The following is a 24,912-nucleotide window of genomic DNA, read 5'->3' on the forward strand; positions in this document are numbered from 1 at the left end:
CGATGCGCGACGCGACACTGCCGATCGACGACCGGGGTCTGGCCTATGGCGACGGCCTGTTCGAAACGGTACTGGTTCGGGATGGACAGCCGTTGCTGTGGGACTACCACATGGCGCGTCTCGAACTGGGGATCGATCGGCTGGCCTTGCCGCGGCCGGACTTCGACGCGTTCCATGCGCTACCGGCGCAATGCGGGCCGGGCCTTCGGGTTCTCAAGCTGATGTTGACGCGCGGTAGCGGTGGCCGGGGGTATCGTCCGCCCGAAGCGCCCGACCTGCGATGGCGCTGGAAGGATTCGCCCTTCGAGCCGTCGCCCGGACGCTGGTTCGAAGGCGTCGCGGTACGGTGTTGCGAGCTTCGCCTGGGCATCCAGCCGCGTCTGGCCGGTATCAAGCATCTGGCCCGACTGGAAAACGTGCTGGCGCGACAGGAGTGGCAGGACGACGCGATCGCCGAAGGGTTGCTCTGTGATAGCCAGGGCCATCTGGTCGAAGCCACGGCGATGAACCTTGTCTGGCGTCGCGCGGGGCGGCTCGAGACACCGTTGCTCGATCGTTGCGGTGTCGACGGTACGCTATTGAGCGCGCTGGACGAAATCGTCGATCTCGATCGGGTACGCGTCGGGCTCGATACCTTGCTGGCGGCTGATGCCGCCTGGCTGATCAACAGCGTTCAGGGCGTGTGGCCCATTCGCCGGCTCGATGATAGCGCCGGCAACGCTCTCAAGCAGTGGTCGCTCGAATCGAACGATACTTTCCGCCACGCTGCCCATCGGCAGTTGGGTTATCCGCTGAACCTCGGCGATTGACGCCCGTATCATGCTCAGGAGCCGCCTCTGCGCGGCTTCCGGCGATTAAGGAACAACATGCGTGTCCTCAAAATTCTGATCGTGCTGCTGGTGGTGGCGACGATTGCGGTCTTTGGCGGGTTTCACTACTGGCAGAAACAGCTCGATGCGCCGATCGCGATCGACCAATCGACGATCTACGAGGTGCCTCGCGGCGCCGCTTACACCCAGGTCGTGCATGACCTCGCGAGCCGCGGCATCATCGATGCAGCGTGGCCCTATCAGCTGCTCGCGCGCGTCGCGCCCCAGGCCACCCAAGGGTTGCGTGCCGGGGAGTTCGAACTCGAGCCGGGGATGAACGGCCGTCAGCTCATCGCGCATCTCTCCAGCGATCAGGTCGTGACCTATCGGCTGACGATCCCGGAAGGCTGGACCTTCAAGCAGATGCGCAGACTGCTGGATCAGGCGCCCAAGCTCGATCACCGTACCCAGGACATGAGTGACGACGACGTGATGGCAGCGTTGGGACATGCAAAGACCCATCCCGAAGGCCAGTTCTTTCCCGACACCTATCGCTATCACAAGGGGGTGACGGATACCGAGATTCTTCGCCGCGCCTACGATCGTATGCAGCAGACCCTGACCAGCGTTTGGGACGAGCGCGACGAGGGCCTGCCCATCGACTCGCCCTATCAAGCGCTGATCCTCGCCTCGCTGGTCGAGCGGGAAACCGGCGTGCCCGACGAGCGCGGCGAGATCGCCGGCGTGTTCGTGCGCCGTCTGCAGAAGGGGATGCGGCTGCAGACCGATCCTACTGTCATCTACGGCATGGGCGACAGCTACATCGGCAACATCACTCGCGCCGATCTTCAGCGCCAGAACGCCTACAATACCTACGTCATCGATGGCCTACCGCCGACGCCGATCGCGATGCCGGGGTTGGGCTCGTTGAAAGCGGCCGTTCACCCGGCAGAGGGCGATTCGCTCTATTTCGTGGCGAAAGGCGATGGCTCGCACCAGTTTTCCAGGACGCTTCAGGAGCACAATGCTGCCGTCCGCCGTTACATTCTGAATCGCGATTGAGATCGCGGCGCCAGCAGATCCACGACCCCGACCACAGCGACGAGACGACAGCGCATGAGTGCAGGCGATATCGAACAGCGGCGCGGCCGCTTCATCACGTTGGAAGGCGGCGAAGGCGTCGGCAAGACGACCAACGTCAACTTCGTCTGTGACTGGCTGACGGCGCGAGGGATCGAGGTGGTGCGTACCCGCGAGCCCGGCGGTACGCCCGGCGCCGAAGCGATCCGCGCACTGCTGCTGGACCCGACGCGTGAAGAGTCCTGGAGCGACGACGCCGAGCTGCTGCTGGTCTTCGCGGCTCGCGCCCAGCATCTCGCCGAGCGTATCCGCCCGGCGCTCGACCGGGGGGCCTGGGTCGTCTGTGATCGTTTCACCGACGCCACTTTTGCCTACCAGGGCGGGGGCCGCGGGGTGGATCTCGAGCGCATTCGCACCCTGGAAACACTGGTCCAGAACGGCTTGCAACCCGATCTCACGCTGCTGCTCGATGTTCCACTGATCGTCGCCGCGCAGCGTGTGGCAGGACGTGGCGCGCAGCTGGACCGTTTCGAGCGCGAGCGGGATACGTTCTTCGAAGCCGTGCGCGCTACCTATCGGTCGCGGGCCGAAGCCGACGCCCGCTTCGCGATCATCGACGCCTCGCCCTCGCTGGAGCGCGTCCAGTGCGCCATCGCCCAGTGTCTGGAACAGAGGGTGGCGCCATGGCTATGACGCCACTGCCGTGGCAGCACGATCGCTGGCGAAAGCTGATCGAGCTCCAGGATAGCGGTCGTCTCCCGCATGCCTTGCTGCTGTCGGGGCCGCGCGGTATCGGCAAGCAGCCGCTGGTCGAGGCGTTGATCGCACGCACCCTGTGCCGGGCGCCGGGCGACGTCGCCTGCGGCGAATGTCACGGTTGCCGGATGCTGGGAGCGGGCTATCATCCCGACCTTCTCAGCGTGGGGCTGGTGGAAAAATCCCGTCAGATACGCGTCGATGCGATTCGCAAGGTCAACGGTTTCGTCGCCCAGACGGCGCAGCAGGGCGGCTATCGCGTCATCCGGATCGAACCGGCCGAGGCGATGAACGTCGCCGCCTCGAACGCGCTGCTGAAAAGCCTAGAGGAGCCGGGCGAGCGGACCCTGTTCATTCTGGTCTCCGATACCCCCTCGCGGCTGTTGCCGACCATTCGCTCGCGCTGTCAGCACTGGAACCTGGTGGCGCCGCGGCCGGAGGAGGCCGAACCCTGGCTGCGAGAGCGTCTGGGCGACGGCGGCGAAGCGCGTTTCTGGCTGCGTGTCGCCGGCGGCCTGCCGCTGCTGGCCGAAGAGCTGGCCGGCGCCGACGCTCGCCAGCTGCGCCAGGATATGCGCGAACTCTTCGATGCGCTGGTCCGCGGCGGGGAGCCTGTCGGTGAAGCCGCAAGGCTCGATGCGCAGTCACTCGATCGCATACTATGGTATGGCATCGGCTGGCTCGAGGATCTGATTCGCCTCGGCCTGTCGGGCGATCCGCAGCAGGTGCGCAACAGCGATTTGCTGCCGCTCTATCGTCAGGCGGCCAAGAACGCCCGGGTCCGCGACTGGTTCCGACTGCTCGATTACGCCCGCGAGCAGCGCCGTCTGGTGGCGGCCGGTGGCAACCCGAATCCGCAGCTGGTGCTCGAGGCCTGGCTGGTTCGCTGGTCGGCCCTGCTGCGATCCTGAGCGCGCCGACGTCATCGATCTTGCCGCCGGCACCCCGTATTCGTCTCTACCCATTCTGGAAATTTGCATGTTCGTCGATTCTCACTGCCATCTCGATCGCCTCGACCTGACGCCCTACGACGGCGACCTCGATCTGGCGCTGGAGGCCGCTCGGGCCCGCGGCGTCCATCGCTTTCTGGCGATCTCGACTTCGCTGGATGGCGCCCCGAATCTGGCCGAGATCGCGAGACGTCATGACGATGTCGATATCAGCATCGGTCTGCATCCGCTTCACGAGGTAGCCGTGGAATCCGGTGGAGTGGAGCCCGACAGCAAAACGATCCAGGAGTGCGCGGACCGTTACGGCGCGGTGGCCATCGGCGAGACCGGGCTCGACTTCCACTACGACAGCGTGCCACGGGACGTTCAGCGTCGACGATTCGTTGCCCACCTGGAGGCCGCGCACGAACTCGAACTGCCGGTGGTCGTTCATACCCGCGAGGCGCGCGACGAAACCCTGGCGTTGATCCGCGAATACATCGATCCCAAGGTGGGCGGCGTACTTCACTGCTTTACCGAGGATCTCGACATGGCGCGGGAGGCGGTGAGATCGGGGTTTTATATCTCGCTATCGGGGATCGTGACGTTCGCCAGTGCCGAGGCGCTGCGAGACGTCGCACGCCAGGTGCCGCTGGACCGGCTGTTGATCGAGACCGATAGCCCGTTTCTCGCCCCCGTTCCCCATCGCGGCAAGCCCAATGAGCCGCAGTGGGTGGTCGAGGTCGCCGAGTGCATCGCGCGGGAGCGGGGTATTACCGTCGACGAAGTGGCGATGCAGACCCGCGCCAACTTCTATCGGCTATTCTCCGCCACTGCGCCTGACGCTCAGCGTGACAATCCATTCGGGTGACGGAGTTTCATCCACGTGAAGACGTCATGATCCGGAGGCCACGATGAAACTCGATACGCTGTTCCAGCAGTTCGACGGGCAAACCATACCGCCGCTCGAGCAGTGGGATCCGCCTTCGTGCGGCGACATGGATCTGGTGATCATGGCCAACGGTGACTGGGTGCACGAGGGCACGCCGATCCGGCGTCCGGCGCTGGTCAGCTTGCTGAGCCGCGTGCTTCGGCGCGAAGCCGACGGCGACTATTTCCTAGTGACGCCGGGGGAGAAGCTGCGCATCCGTGTCGAGGATCTACCGCTGCTGGTGACGGACGCCGACCCCGTGGGGGCGGACTGGATGGCGACAACCGCCTGTGGGGATCGTGTGGTGCTGGATGGCGCCCATCGATTGTCGTTGTCGCTGACACCGAGCGGGGAGTCACTGCCCGCGCTGCCCATTCGTCACGGACTGCAGGCCCGCCTGCACCGCAATCTGTTCTATCGCTGGGTCGAAACCGCCGAGCAGGATGGCGATGAGATCGGGCTGTGGAGCGGTGGCATCTGGCACTGTCTCGGCCGCACCGACGACGTGGCGCCATGAGCGATTCGATGAGCGATTCGATGAGCGCGGCGACTCCCGCCGCCGCACCCAACGACGAATTGACGGCGGAACAGCGTGCGGTGATCGGCCATCTCGAGGGGCATGCCCGCGTGGCTGCCGTCGCCGGGGCCGGCAAGACCACGACCCTGGTTCGGCGCGTACTCCATCTGCTCGCCGGCGGTGAAAACCCGCGGCGCATACTGGTATTGATGTTCAACCGTGCGGCGCGCGACGACTTCCGCGCCAAGCTGGCGCGGGAGGCGCCCGCGGGCGTCGCTTTACCGGAAGTGCGCACTTTTCACTCGATCGGCCATCGCTTGACCCAGAGCCTGACCCGCTGGGGCTATCTACCGCCGCGTCAACTGCTGCAGGCGGAATGGCAGCGGGAGCGTCTATTGCGTCAGGCGGTGATGCAGAGTCTGGAATCGACCGACAGCGAAACCCGCGAGGCGGCACTCGATGCGGATCGACTCGAGGCTTTCGGTCAGTTCTGTGATCTGGTCAAGGCCGAGGTCGCCACGCCGTCCGAGCTGTTCGAGAAGCTCGGCTACACCGGCAGCGAACGCCACTTCATCGATGCCTTCGATGTGGCCGAGTCGTTGCTGGAATCTGCCGGACAGATGACCTATGCGGATCTGCTCTATCGTCCGCTGCGATGTCTCGAGGCGCACGCGGAGGCGCGTCGCCGCGTCGAGGGATTTCTCGGCCACGTCATCGTCGATGAGTACCAGGACATCAATGAAGCCCAGCTGCGGCTGCTCAAGTTACTGTCCGGCGATGCGGCACAGGTGATGGCAGTCGGCGACGCCAATCAGTGCATCTATGAGTGGCGGGGCGCGCGGCCCGACGCGATGCTGGCGCGCTTCGATGGTCTGTTCGGTCGGGCCAGCGAGTATCCGCTTTCTTACACGTTTCGCCACGGCCATGCCCTGGCGCTGGCAGCCAATCATGCCATTCGCGGCAATCGCCAGCGCTGGGATCAGCTCTGTCTGGCGGCGCCCGGCAATCCATTGACTCGATTACAGGCGGGCGCGGGGGCCGCCAATCTGCTCGAGGCGCTGCAGCGCTGGCATGCCGATGGCCGGCGCAGTGACGAAGCCTGCGTACTGGTCCGCAGCTGGTCGTTGTCGGTCTCGGTGCAACTTCAGCTGCTGCGGGCCGGCATACCGTTCCGTCTCGCTCAGGAAGAGCGGTTCGTGTTCCGGCTGCCGTTGGTACAGGCGCTGGCGGGCTATCTCCAGCTGGCGCGTGAACCTCGGCGCCTACACGATCCGGGCCATCTGGTTCTGCTGTTCTCCCAGCCCACGACCTTCGTCGCCCAGGATCGCGTGCGCCGTCTGGTCGAGGAATTGGCCCGGACTCAGCAGTGGCCTGCTCGCGAGGCCTCGGTGCTGGCGGGTCTCAAACCCGGCCAGCGTCGCCATCTCAAGCGGCGCTGGCAGCTGCTCTGTGAGCTTCCCAAGTTGGCGACGTGGCCGCCGGCCAAGCTGCTCGAGCATGTCGTCGATGCCATCGACGCCGAGAAGATCCTGCGGCGCTCGGCCGCACGGCGGGAGAAGGGTGACGACGACGTCCGACTGCTGGATGTGTTGATCGAACAGGCCGGCGAATTGGCCAACGACCCGGATGCGTTCATCGAGCTGCTACGCAATCCGGTAGAGAACCGGCCGGATGGCGTGCTGATCAGTACCGTTCACGGTGCCAAGGGCCTAGAGTGGCCGCTGGTTGTCGTATGGGGGCTCAATGAAGAGGATTTTCCCCATTTCAGTCGCGACAATCCGCTCTCGCCGGAACGGCTGGAAGAGGAGCGACGGCTCTACTATGTCGCCATCACCCGCGCCCGGGAGCACTTGCTGCTGATCCACGACGGTGGCGATCATCGGCCGAGCCGCTTCCTCGAGGAGACCGCGCTGGAGGATTGCTCCCGCGTCGACCGGGCGATCCAGGCCGGTGCCGAAACCGCCGTCGCGGTGCGCGAGCCGGAGATGATCGGGACTTATCTGACGCGCATCGGCCTGGAGCGCGGCGGTCAGTGGGTGACACTCGAGGCCCGGGAGTCGCCGACGCCGACTATCGACCCCGGCAGAGGCGCCGCCGTCGAGAGCGGCACCAACGCGTCGTGGCAGGTCGGAGATCGCTTGCAGCACGCAAGCTTCGGCGAGGGCGAAATACTGGTGGTCGAGGGCAACGCCGCCAACCCGGTGATCGATGTGCGTTTCGAGACGGCCGGCCGGCGGCGTCTGATCGCGACCCGAGCGCCAGTGACCAAACTGTCCGGAAACGGGAGATGAACCATGAATGCATCCGTTCTTGTCACACCAGAAGCGCTGCGCGATAGCCTCGCCGGTGAGAGGCCACCGCTGGTTCTGGACTGCCGCGTTTTTCGTGGCGATGAAAAGCCCGGAGATCGCCGCTACCTTCCTCAAAGTCTGTCTCTGGATCTCGAGCGAGATCTATCGGCGGAACCGGGCGAGGGTGGTCGACATCCGTTGCCTTCTCGGGGTGATTTCACGGCAACACTTCAAGCCTTGGGCGTCACGCCGGAGCGTCCGGTCGTTGTTTATGATGACAGTGGCGGGCAGCTGGCCGCCGCTCGGGCCTGGTGGATGATCGCTTGCTGGGCAGGTCATCCCGACGCTCATCTATTGGATGGCGGGCTTGCTGGCTGGCAAATGATTGGTGGCGAACTGGTGAAAGTCCCTGTCGAGCCCGCAAATCAGAGCCGCTGGACTCCGTCATTCAACGATGACGTGCTGGTTTCAGTAGAAGTGCTTTTAGAGCAGGGTGGCCAGTTGGTGGATGCCAGAGCCGCGACACGTTTTCGAGGGGACGAAGAGCCTTTGGATTCGATTGGGGGTCACATTCCGGGAGCCGTGTGCCGTCCCTGCACGCAAAACCTTGAGACCTCCGGTCGTTTCAAGAGTCCTGGCCAGCTAGCCGACGAGCTTCCGAAAGGAGAGGCTCTGACGGCGTACTGTGGCTCGGGCGTTACCGCTTGCCACAACATCCTCTCCTACGCCGTCGCGGGTTTGCCGCTGCCTCGGCTTTATGCCGGTTCCTGGAGCGAGTGGATTCGCGACCCGGCACGGCCGATCGCGACCGGCGATGCCTGACACCGCCGGTCACGGAAGCGTGCGTTCGCTGTGACGGACTACATGTTCGGGTAGTTGGGCCCGCCGCCACCCTCGGGTGCTACCCAGGTAATGTTCTGGGACGGATCCTTGATGTCGCAGGTCTTGCAGTGAATGCAGTTCTGGAAGTTGATCCGGAACTGCGGCTCGCCCGCTTCGTCGACCACTTCGTAGACTCCGACCGGGCAGTAACGCTGCGCGGGTTCCGCGTATTCCGGTAGATTCTTCGCGATCGGAATGGCCGGATCGCTCAGCTTCAGGTGGCAGGGCTGGTTCTCGTCGTGGTTGGTATTCGACAGAAAGACCGACGAGGGCTTGTCGAACGACAGCTTGCCGTCGGGTTTGGGGTAGTCGATCGGCGTCGACTCTGATGCCTTCTTCAATTGATGATCCGGTGTGGTATCGCGCTGTAGCGGTAGCTTGCCGCCGAGCCACTGATCGACGAAGTTGAATGCGCCGCCGCCCACGGTACCGAACTTGTGAATGGCCGGGCCGAAGCTGCGACTGGCCTGCAGTTCCTGCCACGCCCAGCTCGACTCCCAGGCGTTGGTGAAATCGCTGAGTTCCTTGCCGCCTTCATCACCGGCGGCGATTGCCGCGAATACCGTTTCGGCGGCGATCAGTCCCGACTTCATCGCGGTATGAATACCCTTGATCTTGGCGAAGTTGAGCGTGCCGGCATCGCAGCCCAACAGCAGGGCGCCGGGCATCGTCATCTTGGGCAGGCAGTTGGCGCCGCCCTTGGTGATCGCGCGTGCGCCGTAGGCCACGCGTTTCCCGCCTTCGAGATGACGCTTCAGCAGCGGATGGTGCTTCATGCGCTGGAATTCGTCGAAAGGCGAGAGATAAGGATTGCGGTACGCCAGGTCGACGATCAGCCCTACCATCACCTGCTGGTCATCGCCGTGATAGAGAAACCAGCCGCCGTGGCTGTCGCCGCCATGGTCCTTGTCATCCAGGGGCCAGCCGGAACCGTGCAGCACCAGCCCCGGCTCGTGCTGCTCGGCGGGGACGTCCCAGAGCTCCTTGAAGCCGATGGCGTAATGCTGGGGATCGCGACCCGCGTCGAGCTCGAAGCGCGAGATCAACTGCTTGCCGATATGCCCCCTCGCCCCCTCGCAGAACAGCGTGTACTTGGCGCGCAGCTCCATGCCGGGCATGTAATTGGCGGTTTCGCTGCCATCGGCGGCGACGCCCATGTCGCCGGTGAGAATGCCGCGAACGACGCCCGCGTCATCGACGATCGCTTCCTGCGCGGCGAAGCCGGGGAAGATCTCGACGCCCAGCGCTTCGGCCTGCTCGCCCAGCCAGCGGCAAAGGTTGCCGGCGCTGATGACGTAGTTTTGATCATTGGCGCCGGTCGAACCGGCGTGGCCGGTGTTGTGCATCGACTTGGGCACCAGCGCATTGGGCAGTTTCTGCGCCTTGGCGGTGTCCTTCAGCAGGTAGAGCTCATCGCGCAGCACCGGCGTATTCAGCGGCGCGCCCCGCTCGGCCCAATCGGGGAATAGCTCGGTCAGGGCACGCGGCTCGAATACGGCGCCGGATAGGATATGGGCCCCGACTTCCGAACCCTTCTCGACCACGCAGACCGAAAGCTCTTGCCCGGTCTCGTTAGCCTGCTGCATCAGACGACATGCCGCCGACAGGCCGCTGGGGCCTGCACCCACGATCACGACGTCGAAATCCATGGATTCACGTTCCAAACCCGATCTCCTTGCTGGCTAGCGGGGCGCTGGCGAATACGGTAGCCGTGCACGCCCGCTCGGTCTGTTTTGTCGACGGCTGCTGCCACCGTTTTTTATAGCCTAACGTCAGTCAGGTGCCTCATGTTATGCCTGAGTGCGCTTTTCTTATGCGAAGGTGCTGCTTCGGCAGTACCCCGTTGATGCGCTATCATCGCATTTTCGCCCGTCGATGTCCCCGGCGATGCACCATGCTGGAACGGAAGACGGGCCCCGAGTTGACCTTGGCCGACGTCGACGTGATTCTATATGCGCCGACGTTTTTGCTGTCTGGCATCACGTCAAAAGGGTGGTCGTGACATCTCGATCATCGACGTCGACCAGCGCCCGCCGGGTCGGTCTATCAATAGCCTGCGAGGACAACCATGCGAGGCCACTCATGAAAGTACTCGTCGCGGTCAAACGCGTCATCGATTACAACGTCAAGATCCGGGTCAAGGCGGATCACTCCGACGTCGATCTGACCAACGTCAAGATGGCCATGAACCCGTTCTGCGAAATCGCGGTGGAAGAGGCCGTTCGTCTGAAAGAGAAAGGCGTCGCCTCGGAAATCGTTGCCGTCACGGTGGGCCCCAAGGCCGCTCAGGAACAGCTGCGCACGGCGCTGGCGCTGGGTGCCGATCGCGCCATTCACGTCGAGACCGACGAACGTGTCGAGTCGTTGACGGTGGCCAAGCTGCTCAAGGGCGTGGTTGACGAAGAGAAGCCCGATCTGGTGATCCTGGGTAAGCAGGCGATCGATACCGACAACAACCAGACCGGCCAGATGCTGGCGGCGTTGACCGATATGGGGCAGGGCACCTTTGCCTCCGAGGTCGCTTTCGGCGAGGGCGTCGAAGCCGGTGAGGTACGCGTCACTCGCGAGATCGACGGCGGCCTGCAGACCGTCGCGCTCAAGCTCCCTGCCGTGGTGACGACCGACCTGCGCCTGAACGAGCCGCGCTACGCCAAGCTGCCGGATATCATGAAGGCCAAGAAGAAGCCGCTGGAAACCAAGACACCGGAAGCGCTGGGTGTGGCGGTGTCCAGCGGGCTCACGTTGCTCAAGGTCGAGACGCCTGCCGAGCGCAAGGGCGGCGTCAAGGTAGGCTCCGTGGATGAGCTGATCGACAAACTCAAGAACGAAGCCAAAGTGCTTTGATAGGAGCTGATCGCATGAGCATTCTGGTTCTGGCCGAACACCACAACGGCCAACTGGCCGCCGGCACCGCGCATGTCGTCGGTGCCGCGCAGGCCATCGGTGGCGACATCGATCTTCTGGTCGCGGGTGAGAACGTTGGCGGTGTCGCGGAAGCTGCCGCCAGGCTCGACGGCGTCGCCCGGGTACGGGTGGCCGACAACCCGGCGTACGCCCACCAGCTGCCCGAGCCGCTGGCGGATCTGCTGGTCGCGCTGGCCGATGAATACAGCCACGTACTGGCCGCGGCTTCGACCGAGGGCAAGAACGTGCTGCCGCGAGTGGCCGCGCTCAAGGATGTCTCGCAGATTTCCGAGATTCTGGGCGTCGAGAGCGCCGATACCTTCACGCGTCCGATCTACGCCGGCAACGCCATCGCCACGGTGCAGTCGAGCGATCCGCTCAAGGTGATCACCGTGCGCACCACGGCATTCGATGCGGTGAGCGAAGGCGGCGCGGCGTCCATCGAAGCGCTCGATTACATTGCCGACAGCGCGCGTTCGCGTTTCATCGGCGAAGAGCTTGCCCAGAGCGAGCGTCCGGAGCTGGGCGGTGCTCGAGTCGTGATTTCCGGCGGCCGTGGCATGGGTAACGGCGACAATTTCAAACTGCTCGACGGAATCGCCGACAAGCTGGGCGCTGCCGTCGGCGCGTCGCGGGCGGCGGTCGATGCCGGTTTTGTGCCCAACGACATGCAGGTCGGCCAGACCGGCAAGATCGTCGCTCCCGATCTCTACATTGCCGTGGGTATCAGCGGCGCGATTCAGCACCTGGCGGGGATGAAGGACTCCAAGGTGATCGTGGCGATCAACAAGGACGACGATGCGCCGATCTTCCAGGTCGCGGATTACGGTCTGGTGGGCGATCTGTTCGAGATCCTGCCCGAGCTGGAACAGAAGCTCTAGACGACTCGCGCACGCAAGCCGCGTTCGACCCAACCGGTGCCTGAGGGCGCCGGTTTTTTTATGGCGGTGTCTTTTTGATAAGGCGGCCCGATCCGGCGACATGCTCGCCAGCGAAATCATGGGCGATAACGCCGAGAAAACGAGACGATATCATGCGGATTGATAATTGTTCTTGTTTGTATTAGCGTATCGCATCGAATTCAGCGGCGTTACATCGCCGGTCCGGTGATGCTCGTCACCGGCTGCTGACTGCTCATACGCAAGGAGATAGCGTGGTGCATGATTTCTCGCGCAGGCGAGGCCAGAGGCGTCTGTTGGCGTTCTGCCTCGCCGCCATGAGCCTGGCCGCGGCCGGCCCGGCATCGGCTCAGGACTCGCTCAGCCAGTCCAGCATCCAGGCTCAGCAGACCCAGGCCGAACTTCAAAGCCGTATCGATGAAGCCGACGACGCCACGCGCGACGCGCTGGAGCGTCTGCGTCAGGCCAACCAGCAGGCCGACCGACTGGAGAGTTACAACGCCGAGCTGGCGCCGATCGTCGACAACCAGGCCAAGCGAATCGCTTCCGAGCAAAAGGCACTGGCGCAGATTTCGGTGACGCGTGAAGCGTTGCCGGGGGAGCTGCGCCAGATGGTCGAGCAGTTGCGCGCAATGATCGAGGCGGATATGCCGTTCCTGCGCGACGAGCGTCTGGCACGCGTCGACGATCTGGAGCAGATGCTGACCCGTGACGACGCCTCCCAGGCGGACAAGTTGCAGCGAATCTTTTCCGTATGGCGCACCGAGCTCGACTACGGTCGCGAGATGGATCAGTGGAGCGGTCCGCTCGACGGTGCCCAGTCCGAAGCGGCGAGCCAGGGTAGCCAAATGGCGCGGGAAGTCGACTATCTGCGTGTAGGACGCACCGGCTGGTACTACGTCACGCCGGACGACCGCGCGGGCGGTGTCTGGAGCGTTGCCAACGGCGAGTGGGAAGTGCTCGATGGCGATCAGATCGACGAGGTTCGCCGCGGTATCCGCATCGCTCAGGATCAGAGCGCGCCGGCGCTGCTGCATCTGCCGGCCTCACTGGCCGTCGAGAACGGTCGGGCATCGACGGAGGACCAATCATGAAGCGTCACGCATGGTGGTTGGCATTGCCTCTCGTCGCCACGCTTCTCACCCCGGGTATTGCCGTTGCCCAGTCCGACGCAGGAAGCGACACGACGCCGTCGATGCAGCAGGTGCTCGAATCATTCCGCGCCGATAGCCAGGCCGCCGAGCAGCGCGACAGCCAACGACTTGAGGCGTTGCTGGATGACAGGCAGGCGCTGCAGCAGGCCGTTTCCGATGCCGAGCAGCGGCTGCAGCAGGCGCAGGCTCGACGGCAACAGCTGGACGATCGTCAGACCGCGCAGCAACGGCAGCTGGCGGAACTCCAGCAGCAGCGGTCGGATCAGGCCGGGGATATCGGCGATATCTCCGGCATCGTCAAGCAGCAGGCCAGCGAGCTACGAGATGCCTTGGGCGAGAGCTGGCTGACCGTGGGCGGTGACGCTCGACTGCCGCCTCGGCTGGACGATCATGGGCTGGTCGATCGACAGACGTTCGATCAGGTACGTCAGGCTCTCGCCGGCCTGGTCGCGGAAAGCGGCCGTGGTGTGCGCTTTCAGGCGCCGGTAGCGGGCAAGGACGGCGATGTCGCCGAGCGCCAAGTAGTGCGCCTGGGTGACACCCTCGCCTTCAGCAACGGCGATCTGCTGCAACGCATCGGCGAGGATGGAAGGCTGGCGGTGTACCCGGTAACGCCCGGCGATGCCCGGCAGTCGTTACAGGCCTTTCAGCAGGGTGATGGCAACCAGATCGTGGTCGATCCCACCAATGGCGACGTTCTCGATGCGCTGTCTCGACAGCCCAGTCTGTGGCAGCGCTTTCAGCAGGGCGGCTATGTCGGCTACGTGATCGTCGCGCTGGGGATCGTCGGGCTGCTGATAGCCTTGGCGCAGTATGCTTATCTCGTGATCGTCAGTGGCCGGATGCGCCGCCAGATGCAGGCGCCGGATACGTTGCATGACGACAACCCGCTGGGCCGGGTACTCGAGCGCTTCGCGGCACTGGGGCGCGATCATGCGCCGGAAGCACTGGAGGCGCGGCTCGACGAAGCTCTGCTGGCAGAGCAGCCCCGGCTGGAGCGCGGTCAGCCGATCGTCAAGCTGATCGCCGCGGTGGCGCCGCTGCTGGGTCTGCTGGGTACCGTGACCGGGATGATCGTCACTTTCCAGTCGATCACCGTGTTCGGCACCGGCGATCCGCAGTTGATGGCGGGCGGGATCAGTCAGGCGCTGGTCACCACCGTGCTGGGCCTGATCACGGCCGTGCCGCTGCTGTTCGTCAATACCGCCTTGAGCAGCCGTAGCCGGCGGCTGATCGGCCTGCTGGAAGGCCGGGCCAGCGCCGTGCTCGCCGAGCATCTCGAAGCCGAGACCGCTGCTGCCGCCCACGCCGAGGAGCGCCGTCATGGTGCCCACGCTTGAGCCGATCCGCTGGCTGATCAGTTCCGGCGGCGAAGTGCTGGTATTGATCATGCTGGTGGCAATGGCGTTGTTCGCGATTTCGCTGGAGCGATTGTTCTACTGGCGATTCACGCATCGGCGTGCGCGCCGGGTGCTGATCGAAGCCTGGATCCGGCGCCGTGATCACTCGAGCTGGAGCGCGTTGACGCTGCGCGAAGTCTGGACGCGCGAACTGATCGCGCGGCTGCGTCTGCCACTGCCTTGGCTCAAGTTGCTGATCGCTCTCTGCCCGCTGCTGGGCCTGCTGGGAACGGTGACGGGGATGATTCAGGTTTTCGACAGTCTGGCGCTGACCGAAAGCAGTCAGGCCCGGGCCATGGCCGATGGCGTCGCCCAGGCCACGCTGCCCACGTTGTGCGGCATGGCCGTCGCCGTGGTCGGTCTGCTTTTCGTCACTCGTCTGGAACAGATCATTCGGCGCGAGGATCAGCGGTTGCATGACCGTATGGCCCGCGCCGTGGAGGACTCTCATGCGTAGGCGCCGGTTGCGGGAAGCTAGTGACGACTCGACCGGTATCGATCTCACGCCGATGCTGGATGTCGTCTTCATCATGCTGATCTTCTTCATCGTCACCACCAGTTTCATCAAGGAGAGTGGCGTCGAGATCGAGCGCCCCGAGTCGAGCGAGGCCACGGCACGTCAGGATACTCAGGTGCTGGTCGCGATCACCGGCGAGGGCGCGGTGTGGGTCGATGGCGAGGCGGTGGATGCCCACCGCGTCGGCGCCCGTGTCGCCCAGCTGGTATCCGGTGACGGTAGTGTCGTCGTCCAGGCCGACAGGAACTCGACCACGGGCCTGCTGATTCAGGTCATGGATCGCATTCATCAGGCCGGCGTCGACAACGTGGCCGTTGCCGCCAATCGGGACGCCGGTTGATGCGTAGAGTGGCCGGACTCGCGGGTGGCGCGCTGCTGACGCTGCTGGTGTTCTATCTGCTGGCGCTGCTGGTCGCGCCGCCGGAGCCGGATCGCACCCAGATCGTGACGCCTACCTCGATCTCGATGGTCGACGCGCCGGAGCAGGAGCAGGCGCAGCCATCTCCGACCTCGCCGGCATTGCCGACGCCGCCCAGTGCGCCGCCACCGCCGCCCGCGGCGGCACCCGTTCCGGCAGCGGAAACGCCAAGCCAGGTGGAGATCCCGGAGCCCGAGACGCCGCCGATGGAGACGCCGGATGCGAGTCTGGACGCGTCGCTACCCGAGTTGAGCGAGGCGCGGCCGGAGCCCCAGCCTGAGCCGGAACCTCAGCCAGAGCCGAAGGCGCAACCCGAGCCGCAGCCTACGCAGCAAACCGTGGCGGAATCGGCGCCACAGCCGCAATCCGAGCCGTCGCAGGCGGAGCCCGCTCCGCAGCAGCCGCCGAAAGGCACGCAGGCCTCGCCCCGCGATGTCGGCCAGCTCCAGCCCACCAGCCGGGTCAATCCGTCCTATCCCATGCGTGCACGCCGGCGGGGCATGGAGGGGTACGTCGAGGTGAGCTTCATTATCCAGCCTGACGGGCGTGTCGATACCGGTAGCCTGCGGGTGATCGATGCCGATCCCGCCAATGTCTTCGATCGTGCCGTCGAGGAAGCCGTGTCGCAATGGCAGTTCCCGCCGGCCGATGACGTCAGGCGCGCCACGCAGCGCATCCAGTTCCAGTTGGAGGGCTGAGGATGAGTTCGACGGTGGTCCGAGATCTGCGCAAGCGATGCTTGACACTGATGGCCGCGGGCCTGATCGGCCTCGGCGGCGTTTCGTCGGCCCAGGCGGAAGGGCCGGCGCTGCGTCCGGACATGATTCAGACGCTGCACTCGATGCAGTCGCAGCTCGAGGCCGGTGATAATGCGGCAGTGGCCTCGCGTGCCGCGGCTTCGGCCTCGCGGCTGCAAGGAGGGAATGCCGCCGACCGCTGGGGGCGCGCGCTGTTCCTGCAGTTGGCCGCGTCGGCCAATGCCCGGCAGGGAAACGATAGCCAGGGGGCGGATCAGTTGGCCGAGGCGCGCGGCATCGACGAGGTTCCCGATGCCCGCCGGCTGGCCTGGTTACGCCAGGAAGCACAGCTTCGGCTGAGTGCCGGTCAGACGGAACAAGGCGCGGATCGACTGACGCAGTGGGTCGAACGAAGCGGCGGCGACGACACCTCTCGTTGGCTGCTGGTACAGGCGCGGGCCTCGCTGAAAGAGTGGTCGGCCGCGGCCAATTCGCTCGATCGCCTCCGCCAATCCGGCGCCGAGGGGTGGAGCTCCTCACAGCAGCAATTGGCGAGCACGGTCTACCAGCAGACGGGTCGGTTCGACGACGCTTTGGCGCTGCTCGGCGACGATGCGAGTTCGCCGGACGTCTGGCGACGAGCGGCGGGGCTGGCGCAAAGGGCGGGAGATGACGGCCGCGCTGCCGCGATCTGGGAGAGCGGCTGGCGTCGTGGGGCGTTGACCTCGCGCGACGATCTGCTGCAGCTGGCGAAGTTGCATATCGCCGGGGGAACGCCGGCACGAGCCGCCGAGTATCTGCAGCGCTGGCTGGATGACGGCCAGCTGCAATCCAGCCCCGCGACGCTGCGCTTGACCGCCCAGGCCTGGACTGCGGCTCGCGATCACCACCAAGCGCTGACGGCGTGGCGCAAGCTTGCCGAACAGAGCGGTCGCACAGAAGATTGGCAGCAACTCGCCGAGCTCGCATACGGTTGGGGCGAATGGCAAACGACGCTGGATGCGTTCTCGGCATTGAGAGAGGCAGGCGGCGACATGTCCGGGCGGGATTGGCTGCTGCAAGGCATTGCCACGGCACAGCTGGACGATCAGGACGCGGCACGCGACGCGTTCCGCCGGGCCAAAGCTGCGGGCGTCGATCAGGCGCAGCAGTGGCTGGATTCGCTGGATTAGAGAATGCGATCTCTGACGCGGGCCACGAAACAAAACGGCGACGTCTGGGATTCCCAGGCGTCGCCGTTTTGGTTCAGCGAGTTCGTGGTGTCGCTGCGCTTGTCGATCGACTCGGCTTGGGCCAAATCGCCTCAATCCAGCGCGAACTCGGTCCACACCGGGGCATGGTCGGAAGGCCGCTCCATGGCGCGCAGGTCGTAGTCGATACCCGAGTGGCGCGTGGCGCGGGCCAGCGGTTCGGTAACCAGGATGTAGTCGATGCGCAGCCCGCGCTTGGGTTCGCGATCGAAGCCCTTGGACCGGTAGTCGAACCAGCTGAAAGTGTCGCTGTCATCGGGGTGGCAGCGTCGATAGCTATCTTCGAGACCCCACGCCTTGAGGCGTTCGAGCCATTCCCGCTCTTCCGGCTGAAAGCTGGTCTTGCCCTCGCGTAGCCAGCGCTTGCGGCTGTCTTCACCGATCCCGATGTCGATATCGGCCGGCGAGATATTGAAATCCCCCATGATCGCCACGCGCTCGGAAGGCTCGTGCTGCGTCTCCAGCAAAGCATTGAGCCCGGCGTAGAACGCCCGCTTGTTGGGGTACTTGGTCGGGTGCGCGATATTCTCGCCCTGAGGGAAGTAGCCGTTCCAGACCGTCAATGGCGCACCGTCTTCCATCTTCAGCGTCACCCCGATCAGCCGACGCTGCGCTTCCTCGCCGTCATCGGGCAGCCCGTAATGCACGGATTCCGGTGCCACTCTGGTCAGCATTGCCACACCGTAATGGCCCTTCTGGCCGTGGAAGTGGACGTTATAGCCCATCGCTTCGACTGCCTCGCGTGGGAATTCGCTGTCCTGGACCTTGGTTTCCTGAAGACCGATGACGTCCGGCGCGTGAGTCTCGATCAAGGCGGCGAGCTGGTGCAGCCGGGCGCGGATACCGTTGATGTTGAAGGAAACCAGTCGCATCAGTCGGAGTCCCCATTCTTCGAAGCGTCGCTGTCGGTTTTGGAGGCGTGCAGCGGTAGCGGCGGGGCACTCTGGCGCTGACGCTTGCGCTCGGCCTGGAGTTTTCGCTGCTGAGTCTTCTTGTCGACATAACGGCGGGACGGGGCCACCGCGTCGGGGTTGTCATGGCGCCAGCGGCGGTAGTCCTTGCGCTTTCCGGTACGAATCGTCACCTTGTCGGCCAGCGACTTGGTCTTCTTTCTGCGAGTCATGCGCGCGACCTATAGCGGTTTCCATCGAACGATTTCCATCGACAGTCTCGACAACGCCACGCCGAGACATGGCGTCGCGAAATGAGACATCGGGACATTACCTCGTATTCTAACAGCCAGCGATGCAGGTGCCAGCGCTTAACGACCGCGCTCGCCGCCCCTCGACGTTCGATAGCGCCCGAGCGCCTGACAAGCCGTTGATTGGCAGGGCGACGAGACGTGGGTCGACTGGGCGAGGAGACGTTGATCGACTGGGCTCGCGACGTTAGCGGGCTGGGCTGATATAATGCCCCCGGCTCGCGCTGGGCTCAGCCCCTGCGAAGTCGTCAATCGTCGCGTCGAGGTATCGTCTAGAAGCACTGCTTGGCATTAGCTGTCTAGCACTACCTAACCTAGAAGTACCCTCCTGGAGGGCGTGAACGCCTGTCCCGCCGCGCCGATGTCGGCGTCGTCGAACAGGGCGCCAGCCGTCGCGAGTCAAACCGTCAATCGATTTCGGACATTCGTCATTACTATGAGTGAGTCTGACAACACCCAGCCCCCGGCAGAGAATCGCAGACCCAAGCGGCGTCGGCGCAAGCCACGTAAATCCCAGTCCCGTAACGCTTCCGGCTGGTCGCTGAAGCAGTTTCAGGTCGAGCCTGTTGCCGGGCGCTGGCGGTTCCATGACTTCGACCTGCCGACTCCGCTGATGCGGGCGATCCAGGCCGAGGGCTTCGAGTACTGCACGCCGATTCAGGCCGAAGCGCTGATGCACACGCTGCTCGGCGGCGATGTGGTCGGCAAGGCGCAGACCGGAACCGGCAAGACGGCCGCGTTCCTGATCTCCATGCTGGCCTATTTTCTCGAAGAGGAAGCGCCGGACGGACAGAAGCCGGGGACGCCGCGCGCGCTGATCGTTGCGCCGACCCGCGAACTGGCCCTGCAGATCGAAAAGGATGCCAAGGCGCTGGCGCGGTTCACGTCGCTGAACGTGGCGAGCGTCGTCGGTGGCATGGACTACCAGAAGCAGCGCGATCAGTTGAGCAAGAATCTGGACGTGCTGGTGGCAACGCCGGGCCGACTGCTCGATTTCCAGCAGAAGCGGGATATCGACCTGTCTCAGGTGGAAGTGCTGGTGCTGGATGAAGCCGACCGGATGCTGTCGATGGGCTTCATTCCCGACGTCAAGCGCATCATTCGCTACACGCCCAAGCCAGTGGAGCGTCAGACCTTCCTGTTCTCGGCGACCTTCACGCCGGATATCCTCGGTCTTTCCGAGCAGTGGACCCAGAACCCGGCTCACGTCGAGATCGAGGTGACCCACGACAACGCAGCCAACATCGATCAGCGTGTCTATCTGGTCAGTGACAGCGACAAGCGCAAGCTGCTGTTCAATCTGGTCAACCAGGAGGCGATGGAGCGGGTCATCGTGTTCGCCAACCGTCGCGATCTCGTCCGTGAGCTGGATCAGCTACTGCGTGAACAGGGCATCAATGTGGCGATGCTTTCCGGTGACGTGCCGCAGAGTCAGCGCATCAAGACGCTGGAGCGTTTCCGTGAAGGTGAAGTGAACGTGCTGGTGGCGACCGATGTCGCCGGGCGTGGCATTCACATCGAAGATGTCAGCCACGTGATCAACTTCACACTGCCGGAAGACCCGGAAGACTACGTTCATCGTATCGGCCGTACCGGCCGGGCCGGCGCCCAGGGCGTATCGATCAGTTTCGTCGGCGAGGAAGATGCGTTCTCGTTGCCCGAGATCGAGAACTACATCAACGGCAAGCTGCCCTGCGAGCATCCGCCCGAATCGATGCGGCCCTGAGCGGCTGACATCCAGGGCGGCGCAGATCCCTGAGGCTGTTCTCCGGTAATCGCCCACCCTCGGTGGGCGATCCTTTCCCGATACCATTCCGCTCCGGAACGCGCATGCTCGACGAACCCCTCAAGCAACAGATTCAAGAGGCTTACCGGCGCGTGCTCGAGGGGCTGGAGCTCACGCCGCGCTACGGTCAGCGCCTAATGATCGCGGAAATCGCGCGGACGCTGGCGTCGATCGAGCAGGACGAGCAAGGTCGGAGAACCTCCAACGAGCACGTCTGTGTGCTGGAAGCCGGTACCGGAACCGGCAAGACGCTCGCCTATCTATTGTCGGCACTGCCCGTGGCCAAGGCCCGCGGCAAGCGTCTTGTCATCGCCACCGCCACGGTGGCGCTCCAGGAGCAGGTTCTGAATCAGGATCTGCCGATGCTCAAGGCGCACAGTGGCCTCGACTTCGAATACGCGCTGGCCAAGGGGCGGGGGCGTTACCTCTGCGTGGCCAAGCTGGACCAGGCGCTGGAAGGGGCCGAACCCAATCCGACGCTGTCGCTGTTCGAGCAGACCATCGCCACGGATGCCGGGGGTGACTTCCCTCAGCTGATTCAGGAGATGGCCGATACCTACGCGTCGGGGAACTGGGAAGGGGATCGTGACAGCTGGCCGGTCGCCATCGATGATCGCGACTGGCGGCGGCTGACGGTGGATCATCGTCAATGTACCAATCGCCGCTGCGGTCATTTCGGCGCCTGCGCCTATTTTCGTTCGCGCCGGCATCTCGAGCAGGCCGATATCATCGTTGCCAACCATGATCTGGTGCTGGCGGATCTGGCGCTGGGCGGCGGCATGGTGTTGCCATCGCCCAAGGACTGCATCTACGTCTTCGATGAAGGGCACCATCTGCCGGACAAGGCGCTGGATCATTTCTATCATCGCTTCGGGATCAACGCCACGCTGCGCTGGTTGCGAACGTTGAAGAAATCGCTGACCGAATTGAACACCGCGCTGGGCGCTCAGCCCACCTTGGCACGACTGCTGGCCAGCTTTCCCGAGCGGATAGCGGCGCTGGAGCCCCGGCTCGGCGATGCCTATGCCATGGGTCATCAGATCGCCGGGCTGAGTGCCGGTGCCGGCGATGAAACGCAGAACTTCCGCTTCCCCAACGGCCGCGCCCCCGAGCCGCTGGTCGAGCTCGCTCAGCAACTGGTCATACCGTTCGCCGAACTCTCGCGCGACCTGGAGACGATGAGCGACATCCTGCGCGAGAGCCTCGATCCGGATAAATCCACCGGGCTCCCGCGGGAGCAGGCCGAACCCTGGCTGCCATTGACGGCGCTGCTTCATGGCCGCGCCCTCGAGGCGCACGCGCTATGGTCGGCCATGGCCAAGCCCGATCCGGCCGGACAGGCGCCACAGGCGCGCTGGTTGACGTTCCAGAGTTTCGGCGGTGAGCCGGAGCTTACGTTTTCCGCCAGTCCGGTATCGGCGGCGGAGACGTTGGCGCGTCATCTCTGGGGAAGCTGCTACGGGGCGGTGGTCACTTCGGCGACACTGACGGCGCTCAACCGCTTCGAACGCCTGCAGGAACGCGCCGGACTGGCCAACCGCTACCGCTATCAGCGCCTGCCGAGTCCGTTCGACTACTCCCGTGCGACGCTCAGCGTGCCGCGCGAGGCGGTCGAGCCCGGCGATGCCATGGCCCACGACCGCTCCATCGTGCAGTTCATCGAAGGCCTGGCCGACGACGAAGCGGTGCTGGTGCTGTTTTCGTCGCGCAAACAGCTGCGCAGCGTGGCGGATGCGCTACCGGAGCCGTGGGCATCGCGGCTGCTTTCCCAGGATCGACTGCCCAAACGTGAACTGCTGGAGCGTCATTGCGTCGCCGTCGATGCCGAGAAGGGGAGTCTGATCTTTGGTCTGGCGAGCTTCGCCGAAGGCATCGATCTACCCGGTCGTTACCTGACCCACGTGGTGATTACGCGGCTGCCGTTCTCGGTGCCGGACGATCCCGTCGGTGCGACGCTCGCCGAATGGATCGAAAGCCAGGGCGGCAATCCGTTCATGCGAATTTCGGTGCCGGATGCGTCGATCAAGCTGGTGCAGGCGTGTGGACGATTGATTCGTAAGGAGGACGATAGCGGGCGTATCTCGTTGCTGGACCGGCGCGTGCTGACGCGCCGCTACGGCAAGGCGTTGCTGGATGCGCTGCCGCCGTTCCGACGCCAGATCGAGGGCGTCGACATGGGAGACCCGGTCAGGTCCTGAATCTCGATGTCGCGGCATGTCGTCTCGAATGAAAAAACGCCCGATGCTGGTTCGCAGCATCGGGCGTTTTTCTGGATCGTGTTCGCTTTGGCGGGATTCGCTTACGAATCAGTCCTCGTCCTGCTGGCGCGCCTTAAGCGGTGACTTCAACTGCTCTGCCATCTGGGTCAGTGTGCGTTCGGTGGTCGGCCAGTCGATGCAGGCGTCGGTGATCGAGACGCCATATTCGAGCTGACTGCGATCTTCCGGAACCTTCTGGCTACCCCAGCCGATGTTCGACTCGATCATCAGGCCGATGACCGAACGGTTGCCATCGAGAATCTGATGGGTCACGTTTTCCATGACCAGCGGCTGCAGCGCCGGGTCCTTGTTGGAATTGGCGTGAGAGCAGTCGACCATGAGATTGGCCTTCAGGCCGGCCTTGTGCAGCTCCTGCTCGGCCAGCGTGACGCTGACGCTGTCGTAGTTGGGCTTGCCGTTGCCGCCGCGCAGCACTACATGGCCATAGGCGTTGCCGCGAGTGCGAATTACGGCAACCTGGCCGGACTGGTCGATACCCAGGAAGTTGTGCGGGCTGGCCACCGACTGCAAGGCGTTGACTGCCACATCCAGGCTGCCATCGGTGCCGTTCTTGAACCCGACGGGCCCGGACAGGCCGGAGGCCATCTCGCGATGAGTCTGGGATTCCGTGGTGCGTGCGCCCACGGCCGACCAGCTGATGCAGTCCTGCAGATATTGCGGCGAGATCGGGTCCAGCGCCTCGGTGGCCAGCGGCAGCCCGATCTCGGCCAGATCCACCAGCAGACGACGAGCGATGTGCAGGCCCTCTTCGATCTCGAACGAGTCGTTAAGGTGCGGGTCGTTGATCAAGCCTTTCCAGCCGACCGTGGTGCGGGGCTTCTCGAAATAGACGCGCATCACGATATAGAGGCTGTCGCTGACGGCATCGGCCAGCTTGCGAAGGCGTCTGGCGTAGTCGCGAGCGGCATCCGGGTCGTGGATCGAACACGGGCCGATGACTACCAGCAGACGTGGATCTTCACGATCCAGAATGCGCTGGATGGTCTGGCGCCCTTCGATGACCGTGCGCTCGGCGGATTCCGTGAGCGGAATGTTCTGCTTCAACGCTTCCGGGGTAATCAGGACATCCTGGGAAAGAACGTTGAGATTGTTGACCTGCTGTTCCGACATGCTGGGGCCCGTTGACTCTGATTAGTGACTGCGCGTGAAGCGCGTACTATGGAGGCTGCGAGGTGTAAAAATCAACTTTCGGGCTGTTGTCGAGCCGCGAGACCGGGTCGAATTTCAGGAAATCGAGCCCGGAATGATAGTTTGATGGGGCAGGATAAAACCCAAACGCCGGGGCAGCTTCGCGTGCTAATCCAGCGTTTCTGTTATAAGTTGCACGCCTGTCATTGAATCGCGAGCTCGAGGGCTCCAGGTTGGATCATGAGCGTATTGTTTCCTAGTCACCACACTTGTCACCGCCGCGCTGTCACTCGACTTCCGCTTCCGCCGTTTTCCGTCCCCCACTGTACGGGGAGGGTCTGAATGGGTGTCCGAGAGACCGACCAACAGCTCGTCGAACGCGCGCAGAAAGGAGATAGCCGAGCTTTCGATCTCCTGGTCAAGAAGTATCAGCACAAGATCCTCGGCTTGATCAGCCGTTATGTTCAGGATCATTCCGAAGTTCAGGACGTTGCCCAGGAAGCTTTCATCAAGGCCTATCGTGCGTTGGGAAGCTTCCGCGCCGAGAGTGCCTTCTATACCTGGATGTATCGAATCGCCATCAATACGGCGAAGAATTATCTGGTATCGCGGGGGCGTCGTCCGCCCGGCAGCGATCTCGACATCAGTGATGCCGAAATCGTCGATCAGAGTGGACGACTATCGGATATCGAATCCCCCGAGGCGGCGATTGCCCGTGACCAGCTCGAAGCGGCGGTGTTCGAGGCGATCGATAAGCTGCCCGACGATCTGCGTACCGCGATCACCCTGCGTGAGTTCGATGGGCTCTCTTACGAAGATATCGCCACGATCATGGAGTGCCCGGTGGGTACCGTGCGCTCGCGGATATTTCGGGCTCGTGAAGCCGTCGATAAACATATCGAGCCGCTGCTGGAACATGGTACCGGCAATGCGGTCAATGATTCCTGAATGATGTAGAGGTGCTCATACGCGGATGTCTCGGCGAGGGGCGTGTCGCGTCCGGTAAGGGATTCATCGGTCTTCGCTGGAAGTTGGCGACGGTCA

General features: G+C 64.0%; 23 protein-coding genes. 19 read left to right on the plus strand and 4 right to left on the minus strand.

The window, feature by feature from the left end; all coding sequences use genetic code 11:
- Positions 1 to 2: 2 nt before the first annotated feature.
- The 8 genes from pabC to ACUN9V_RS04805 all read left to right on the plus strand — a co-directional run bounded on the left by pabC (position 3) and on the right by ACUN9V_RS04805 (position 8,135).
- Positions 3 to 809: an aminodeoxychorismate lyase gene (gene pabC / locus ACUN9V_RS04770; RefSeq protein ID WP_445510537.1), complete on the plus strand. Its 807-nt coding sequence runs from the start codon at positions 3 to 5 to the stop codon at positions 807 to 809.
- Between the two features lie 57 nt (positions 810 to 866).
- On the plus strand, positions 867 to 1,871 hold the full coding sequence (gene mltG, locus ACUN9V_RS04775) for an endolytic transglycosylase MltG (RefSeq protein ID WP_445510538.1): 1,005 nt from the start codon (positions 867 to 869) through the stop codon (positions 1,869 to 1,871).
- Between the two features lie 54 nt (positions 1,872 to 1,925).
- Positions 1,926 to 2,582 (plus strand): dTMP kinase, encoded by a 657-nt coding sequence (gene tmk, locus ACUN9V_RS04780; protein WP_110691903.1) that lies wholly within the window; start codon positions 1,926 to 1,928, stop codon positions 2,580 to 2,582.
- Positions 2,573 to 3,556 carry a DNA polymerase III subunit delta' gene (locus ACUN9V_RS04785; protein ID WP_110691902.1) on the plus strand — a complete coding sequence of 328 codons (984 nt, stop codon included), beginning with the start codon at positions 2,573 to 2,575 and terminating at the stop codon, positions 3,554 to 3,556. The genes tmk and ACUN9V_RS04785 overlap by 10 nt, the downstream gene beginning before the upstream one ends.
- A gap of 67 nt (positions 3,557 to 3,623) precedes the next feature.
- Positions 3,624 to 4,445, plus strand: coding sequence for a TatD family hydrolase (locus tag ACUN9V_RS04790; RefSeq protein WP_445510539.1), 822 nt, complete (start codon positions 3,624 to 3,626; stop codon positions 4,443 to 4,445).
- A 43-nt stretch (positions 4,446 to 4,488) separates the two neighbouring features.
- Entirely contained in the window at positions 4,489 to 5,022 is a 534-nt protein-coding gene (locus ACUN9V_RS04795; protein ID WP_445510540.1) for a DUF1285 domain-containing protein, read from the plus strand.
- Positions 5,019 to 7,313, plus strand: a complete 2,295-nt coding sequence (locus tag ACUN9V_RS04800) for an ATP-dependent helicase (protein ID WP_445510541.1) — start codon at positions 5,019 to 5,021, stop codon at positions 7,311 to 7,313. Before ACUN9V_RS04795 ends, ACUN9V_RS04800 begins: the two co-directional genes overlap by 4 nt.
- A gap of 3 nt (positions 7,314 to 7,316) precedes the next feature.
- On the plus strand, positions 7,317 to 8,135 hold the full coding sequence (locus tag ACUN9V_RS04805) for a sulfurtransferase (protein WP_445510542.1): 819 nt from the start codon (positions 7,317 to 7,319) through the stop codon (positions 8,133 to 8,135).
- A gap of 38 nt (positions 8,136 to 8,173) precedes the next feature.
- Here ACUN9V_RS04805 and ACUN9V_RS04810 read toward each other — a convergent pair whose 3' ends face one another.
- Positions 8,174 to 9,844: an electron transfer flavoprotein-ubiquinone oxidoreductase gene (locus tag ACUN9V_RS04810; protein ID WP_445510709.1), complete on the minus strand. Its 1,671-nt coding sequence runs from the start codon at positions 9,842 to 9,844 to the stop codon at positions 8,174 to 8,176.
- A 433-nt stretch (positions 9,845 to 10,277) separates the two neighbouring features.
- On the opposite strand from ACUN9V_RS04810, the gene ACUN9V_RS04815 reads away from it, so the two are divergent.
- From ACUN9V_RS04815 to ACUN9V_RS04850, 8 genes are all read left to right on the plus strand, one after another.
- Positions 10,278 to 11,039 (plus strand): electron transfer flavoprotein subunit beta/FixA family protein, encoded by a 762-nt coding sequence (locus ACUN9V_RS04815; protein ID WP_075561301.1) that lies wholly within the window; start codon positions 10,278 to 10,280, stop codon positions 11,037 to 11,039.
- 14 nt (positions 11,040 to 11,053) lie between these two features.
- Positions 11,054 to 11,980 carry an electron transfer flavoprotein subunit alpha/FixB family protein gene (locus ACUN9V_RS04820; RefSeq protein WP_445510543.1) on the plus strand — a complete coding sequence of 309 codons (927 nt, stop codon included), beginning with the start codon at positions 11,054 to 11,056 and terminating at the stop codon, positions 11,978 to 11,980.
- Positions 11,981 to 12,252: 272 nt separating this feature from the next.
- The gene (locus ACUN9V_RS04825; protein WP_445510544.1) at positions 12,253 to 13,092 is read left to right on the plus strand and encodes a DUF3450 domain-containing protein; all 840 of its coding nucleotides are present in this window, start codon (positions 12,253 to 12,255) and stop codon (positions 13,090 to 13,092) included.
- Positions 13,089 to 14,492, plus strand: coding sequence for a MotA/TolQ/ExbB proton channel family protein (locus ACUN9V_RS04830; RefSeq protein ID WP_445510545.1), 1,404 nt, complete (start codon positions 13,089 to 13,091; stop codon positions 14,490 to 14,492). Before ACUN9V_RS04825 ends, ACUN9V_RS04830 begins: the two co-directional genes overlap by 4 nt.
- On the plus strand, positions 14,476 to 15,009 hold the full coding sequence (locus tag ACUN9V_RS04835; protein ID WP_445510546.1) for a MotA/TolQ/ExbB proton channel family protein: 534 nt from the start codon (positions 14,476 to 14,478) through the stop codon (positions 15,007 to 15,009). The genes ACUN9V_RS04830 and ACUN9V_RS04835 overlap by 17 nt, the downstream gene beginning before the upstream one ends.
- Positions 15,002 to 15,409 carry an ExbD/TolR family protein gene (locus tag ACUN9V_RS04840; protein WP_445510547.1) on the plus strand — a complete coding sequence of 136 codons (408 nt, stop codon included), beginning with the start codon at positions 15,002 to 15,004 and terminating at the stop codon, positions 15,407 to 15,409. The genes ACUN9V_RS04835 and ACUN9V_RS04840 overlap by 8 nt, the downstream gene beginning before the upstream one ends.
- Positions 15,409 to 16,185: a TonB family protein gene (locus ACUN9V_RS04845; RefSeq protein WP_445510548.1), complete on the plus strand. Its 777-nt coding sequence runs from the start codon at positions 15,409 to 15,411 to the stop codon at positions 16,183 to 16,185. Before ACUN9V_RS04840 ends, ACUN9V_RS04845 begins: the two co-directional genes overlap by 1 nt.
- A gap of 2 nt (positions 16,186 to 16,187) precedes the next feature.
- Entirely contained in the window at positions 16,188 to 17,396 is a 1,209-nt protein-coding gene (locus ACUN9V_RS04850; RefSeq protein ID WP_445510549.1) for a heme biosynthesis protein HemY, read from the plus strand.
- A gap of 131 nt (positions 17,397 to 17,527) precedes the next feature.
- On the opposite strand, the gene xthA is transcribed toward ACUN9V_RS04850, so the two are convergent.
- Positions 17,528 to 18,346, minus strand: coding sequence for an exodeoxyribonuclease III (gene xthA / locus ACUN9V_RS04855; RefSeq protein WP_445510550.1), 819 nt, complete (start codon positions 18,344 to 18,346; stop codon positions 17,528 to 17,530).
- Entirely contained in the window at positions 18,346 to 18,597 is a 252-nt protein-coding gene (locus tag ACUN9V_RS04860) for a hypothetical protein (RefSeq protein WP_075561307.1), read from the minus strand. Before ACUN9V_RS04860 ends, xthA begins: the two co-directional genes overlap by 1 nt.
- Before the next feature lie 514 nt (positions 18,598 to 19,111).
- On the opposite strand from ACUN9V_RS04860, the gene rhlB reads away from it, so the two are divergent.
- Together rhlB and dinG are read left to right on the plus strand one after the other, a co-directional pair.
- Positions 19,112 to 20,401, plus strand: a complete 1,290-nt coding sequence (rhlB, locus tag ACUN9V_RS04865; protein ID WP_075561308.1) for an ATP-dependent RNA helicase RhlB — start codon at positions 19,112 to 19,114, stop codon at positions 20,399 to 20,401.
- Between the two features lie 104 nt (positions 20,402 to 20,505).
- The gene (gene dinG / locus ACUN9V_RS04870; protein ID WP_445510551.1) at positions 20,506 to 22,659 is read left to right on the plus strand and encodes an ATP-dependent DNA helicase DinG; all 2,154 of its coding nucleotides are present in this window, start codon (positions 20,506 to 20,508) and stop codon (positions 22,657 to 22,659) included.
- Positions 22,660 to 22,767: 108 nt separating this feature from the next.
- Here dinG and ACUN9V_RS04875 read toward each other — a convergent pair whose 3' ends face one another.
- The gene (locus tag ACUN9V_RS04875; protein WP_075561310.1) at positions 22,768 to 23,850 is read right to left on the minus strand and encodes a 3-deoxy-7-phosphoheptulonate synthase; all 1,083 of its coding nucleotides are present in this window, start codon (positions 23,848 to 23,850) and stop codon (positions 22,768 to 22,770) included.
- 360 nt (positions 23,851 to 24,210) lie between these two features.
- Here ACUN9V_RS04875 and rpoE point away from each other — a divergent pair, with 360 nt between their 5' ends.
- On the plus strand, positions 24,211 to 24,816 hold the full coding sequence (gene rpoE / locus ACUN9V_RS04880; protein WP_075561311.1) for an RNA polymerase sigma factor RpoE: 606 nt from the start codon (positions 24,211 to 24,213) through the stop codon (positions 24,814 to 24,816).
- The last annotated feature ends 96 nt before the right edge of the window (positions 24,817 to 24,912 follow it).

The sequence above is a fragment of the Salinicola sp. V024 genome (assembly GCF_052645315.1).

Coding starts and splice junctions, on each gene's coding strand:
- pabC (WP_445510537.1), top strand. CDS start 3: ATGCGCGACGCGACACTGCCGATCGACGACCGGGGTCTGGCCTATGGC.
- mltG (WP_445510538.1), top strand. CDS start 867: ATGCGTGTCCTCAAAATTCTGATCGTGCTGCTGGTGGTGGCGACGATT.
- tmk (WP_110691903.1), top strand. CDS start 1,926: ATGAGTGCAGGCGATATCGAACAGCGGCGCGGCCGCTTCATCACGTTG.
- ACUN9V_RS04785 (WP_110691902.1), top strand. CDS start 2,573: ATGGCTATGACGCCACTGCCGTGGCAGCACGATCGCTGGCGAAAGCTG.
- ACUN9V_RS04790 (WP_445510539.1), top strand. CDS start 3,624: ATGTTCGTCGATTCTCACTGCCATCTCGATCGCCTCGACCTGACGCCC.
- ACUN9V_RS04795 (WP_445510540.1), top strand. CDS start 4,489: ATGAAACTCGATACGCTGTTCCAGCAGTTCGACGGGCAAACCATACCG.
- ACUN9V_RS04800 (WP_445510541.1), top strand. CDS start 5,019: ATGAGCGATTCGATGAGCGATTCGATGAGCGCGGCGACTCCCGCCGCC.
- ACUN9V_RS04805 (WP_445510542.1), top strand. CDS start 7,317: ATGAATGCATCCGTTCTTGTCACACCAGAAGCGCTGCGCGATAGCCTC.
- ACUN9V_RS04810 (WP_445510709.1), bottom strand. CDS start 9,844: ATGGATTTCGACGTCGTGATCGTGGGTGCAGGCCCCAGCGGCCTGTCG.
- ACUN9V_RS04815 (WP_075561301.1), top strand. CDS start 10,278: ATGAAAGTACTCGTCGCGGTCAAACGCGTCATCGATTACAACGTCAAG.
- ACUN9V_RS04820 (WP_445510543.1), top strand. CDS start 11,054: ATGAGCATTCTGGTTCTGGCCGAACACCACAACGGCCAACTGGCCGCC.
- ACUN9V_RS04830 (WP_445510545.1), top strand. CDS start 13,089: ATGAAGCGTCACGCATGGTGGTTGGCATTGCCTCTCGTCGCCACGCTT.
- ACUN9V_RS04835 (WP_445510546.1), top strand. CDS start 14,476: ATGGTGCCCACGCTTGAGCCGATCCGCTGGCTGATCAGTTCCGGCGGC.
- ACUN9V_RS04840 (WP_445510547.1), top strand. CDS start 15,002: ATGCGTAGGCGCCGGTTGCGGGAAGCTAGTGACGACTCGACCGGTATC.
- ACUN9V_RS04845 (WP_445510548.1), top strand. CDS start 15,409: ATGCGTAGAGTGGCCGGACTCGCGGGTGGCGCGCTGCTGACGCTGCTG.
- ACUN9V_RS04850 (WP_445510549.1), top strand. CDS start 16,188: ATGAGTTCGACGGTGGTCCGAGATCTGCGCAAGCGATGCTTGACACTG.
- xthA (WP_445510550.1), bottom strand. CDS start 18,346: ATGCGACTGGTTTCCTTCAACATCAACGGTATCCGCGCCCGGCTGCAC.
- ACUN9V_RS04860 (WP_075561307.1), bottom strand. CDS start 18,597: ATGACTCGCAGAAAGAAGACCAAGTCGCTGGCCGACAAGGTGACGATT.
- rhlB (WP_075561308.1), top strand. CDS start 19,112: ATGAGTGAGTCTGACAACACCCAGCCCCCGGCAGAGAATCGCAGACCC.
- dinG (WP_445510551.1), top strand. CDS start 20,506: ATGCTCGACGAACCCCTCAAGCAACAGATTCAAGAGGCTTACCGGCGC.
- ACUN9V_RS04875 (WP_075561310.1), bottom strand. CDS start 23,850: ATGTCGGAACAGCAGGTCAACAATCTCAACGTTCTTTCCCAGGATGTC.
- rpoE (WP_075561311.1), top strand. CDS start 24,211: ATGGGTGTCCGAGAGACCGACCAACAGCTCGTCGAACGCGCGCAGAAA.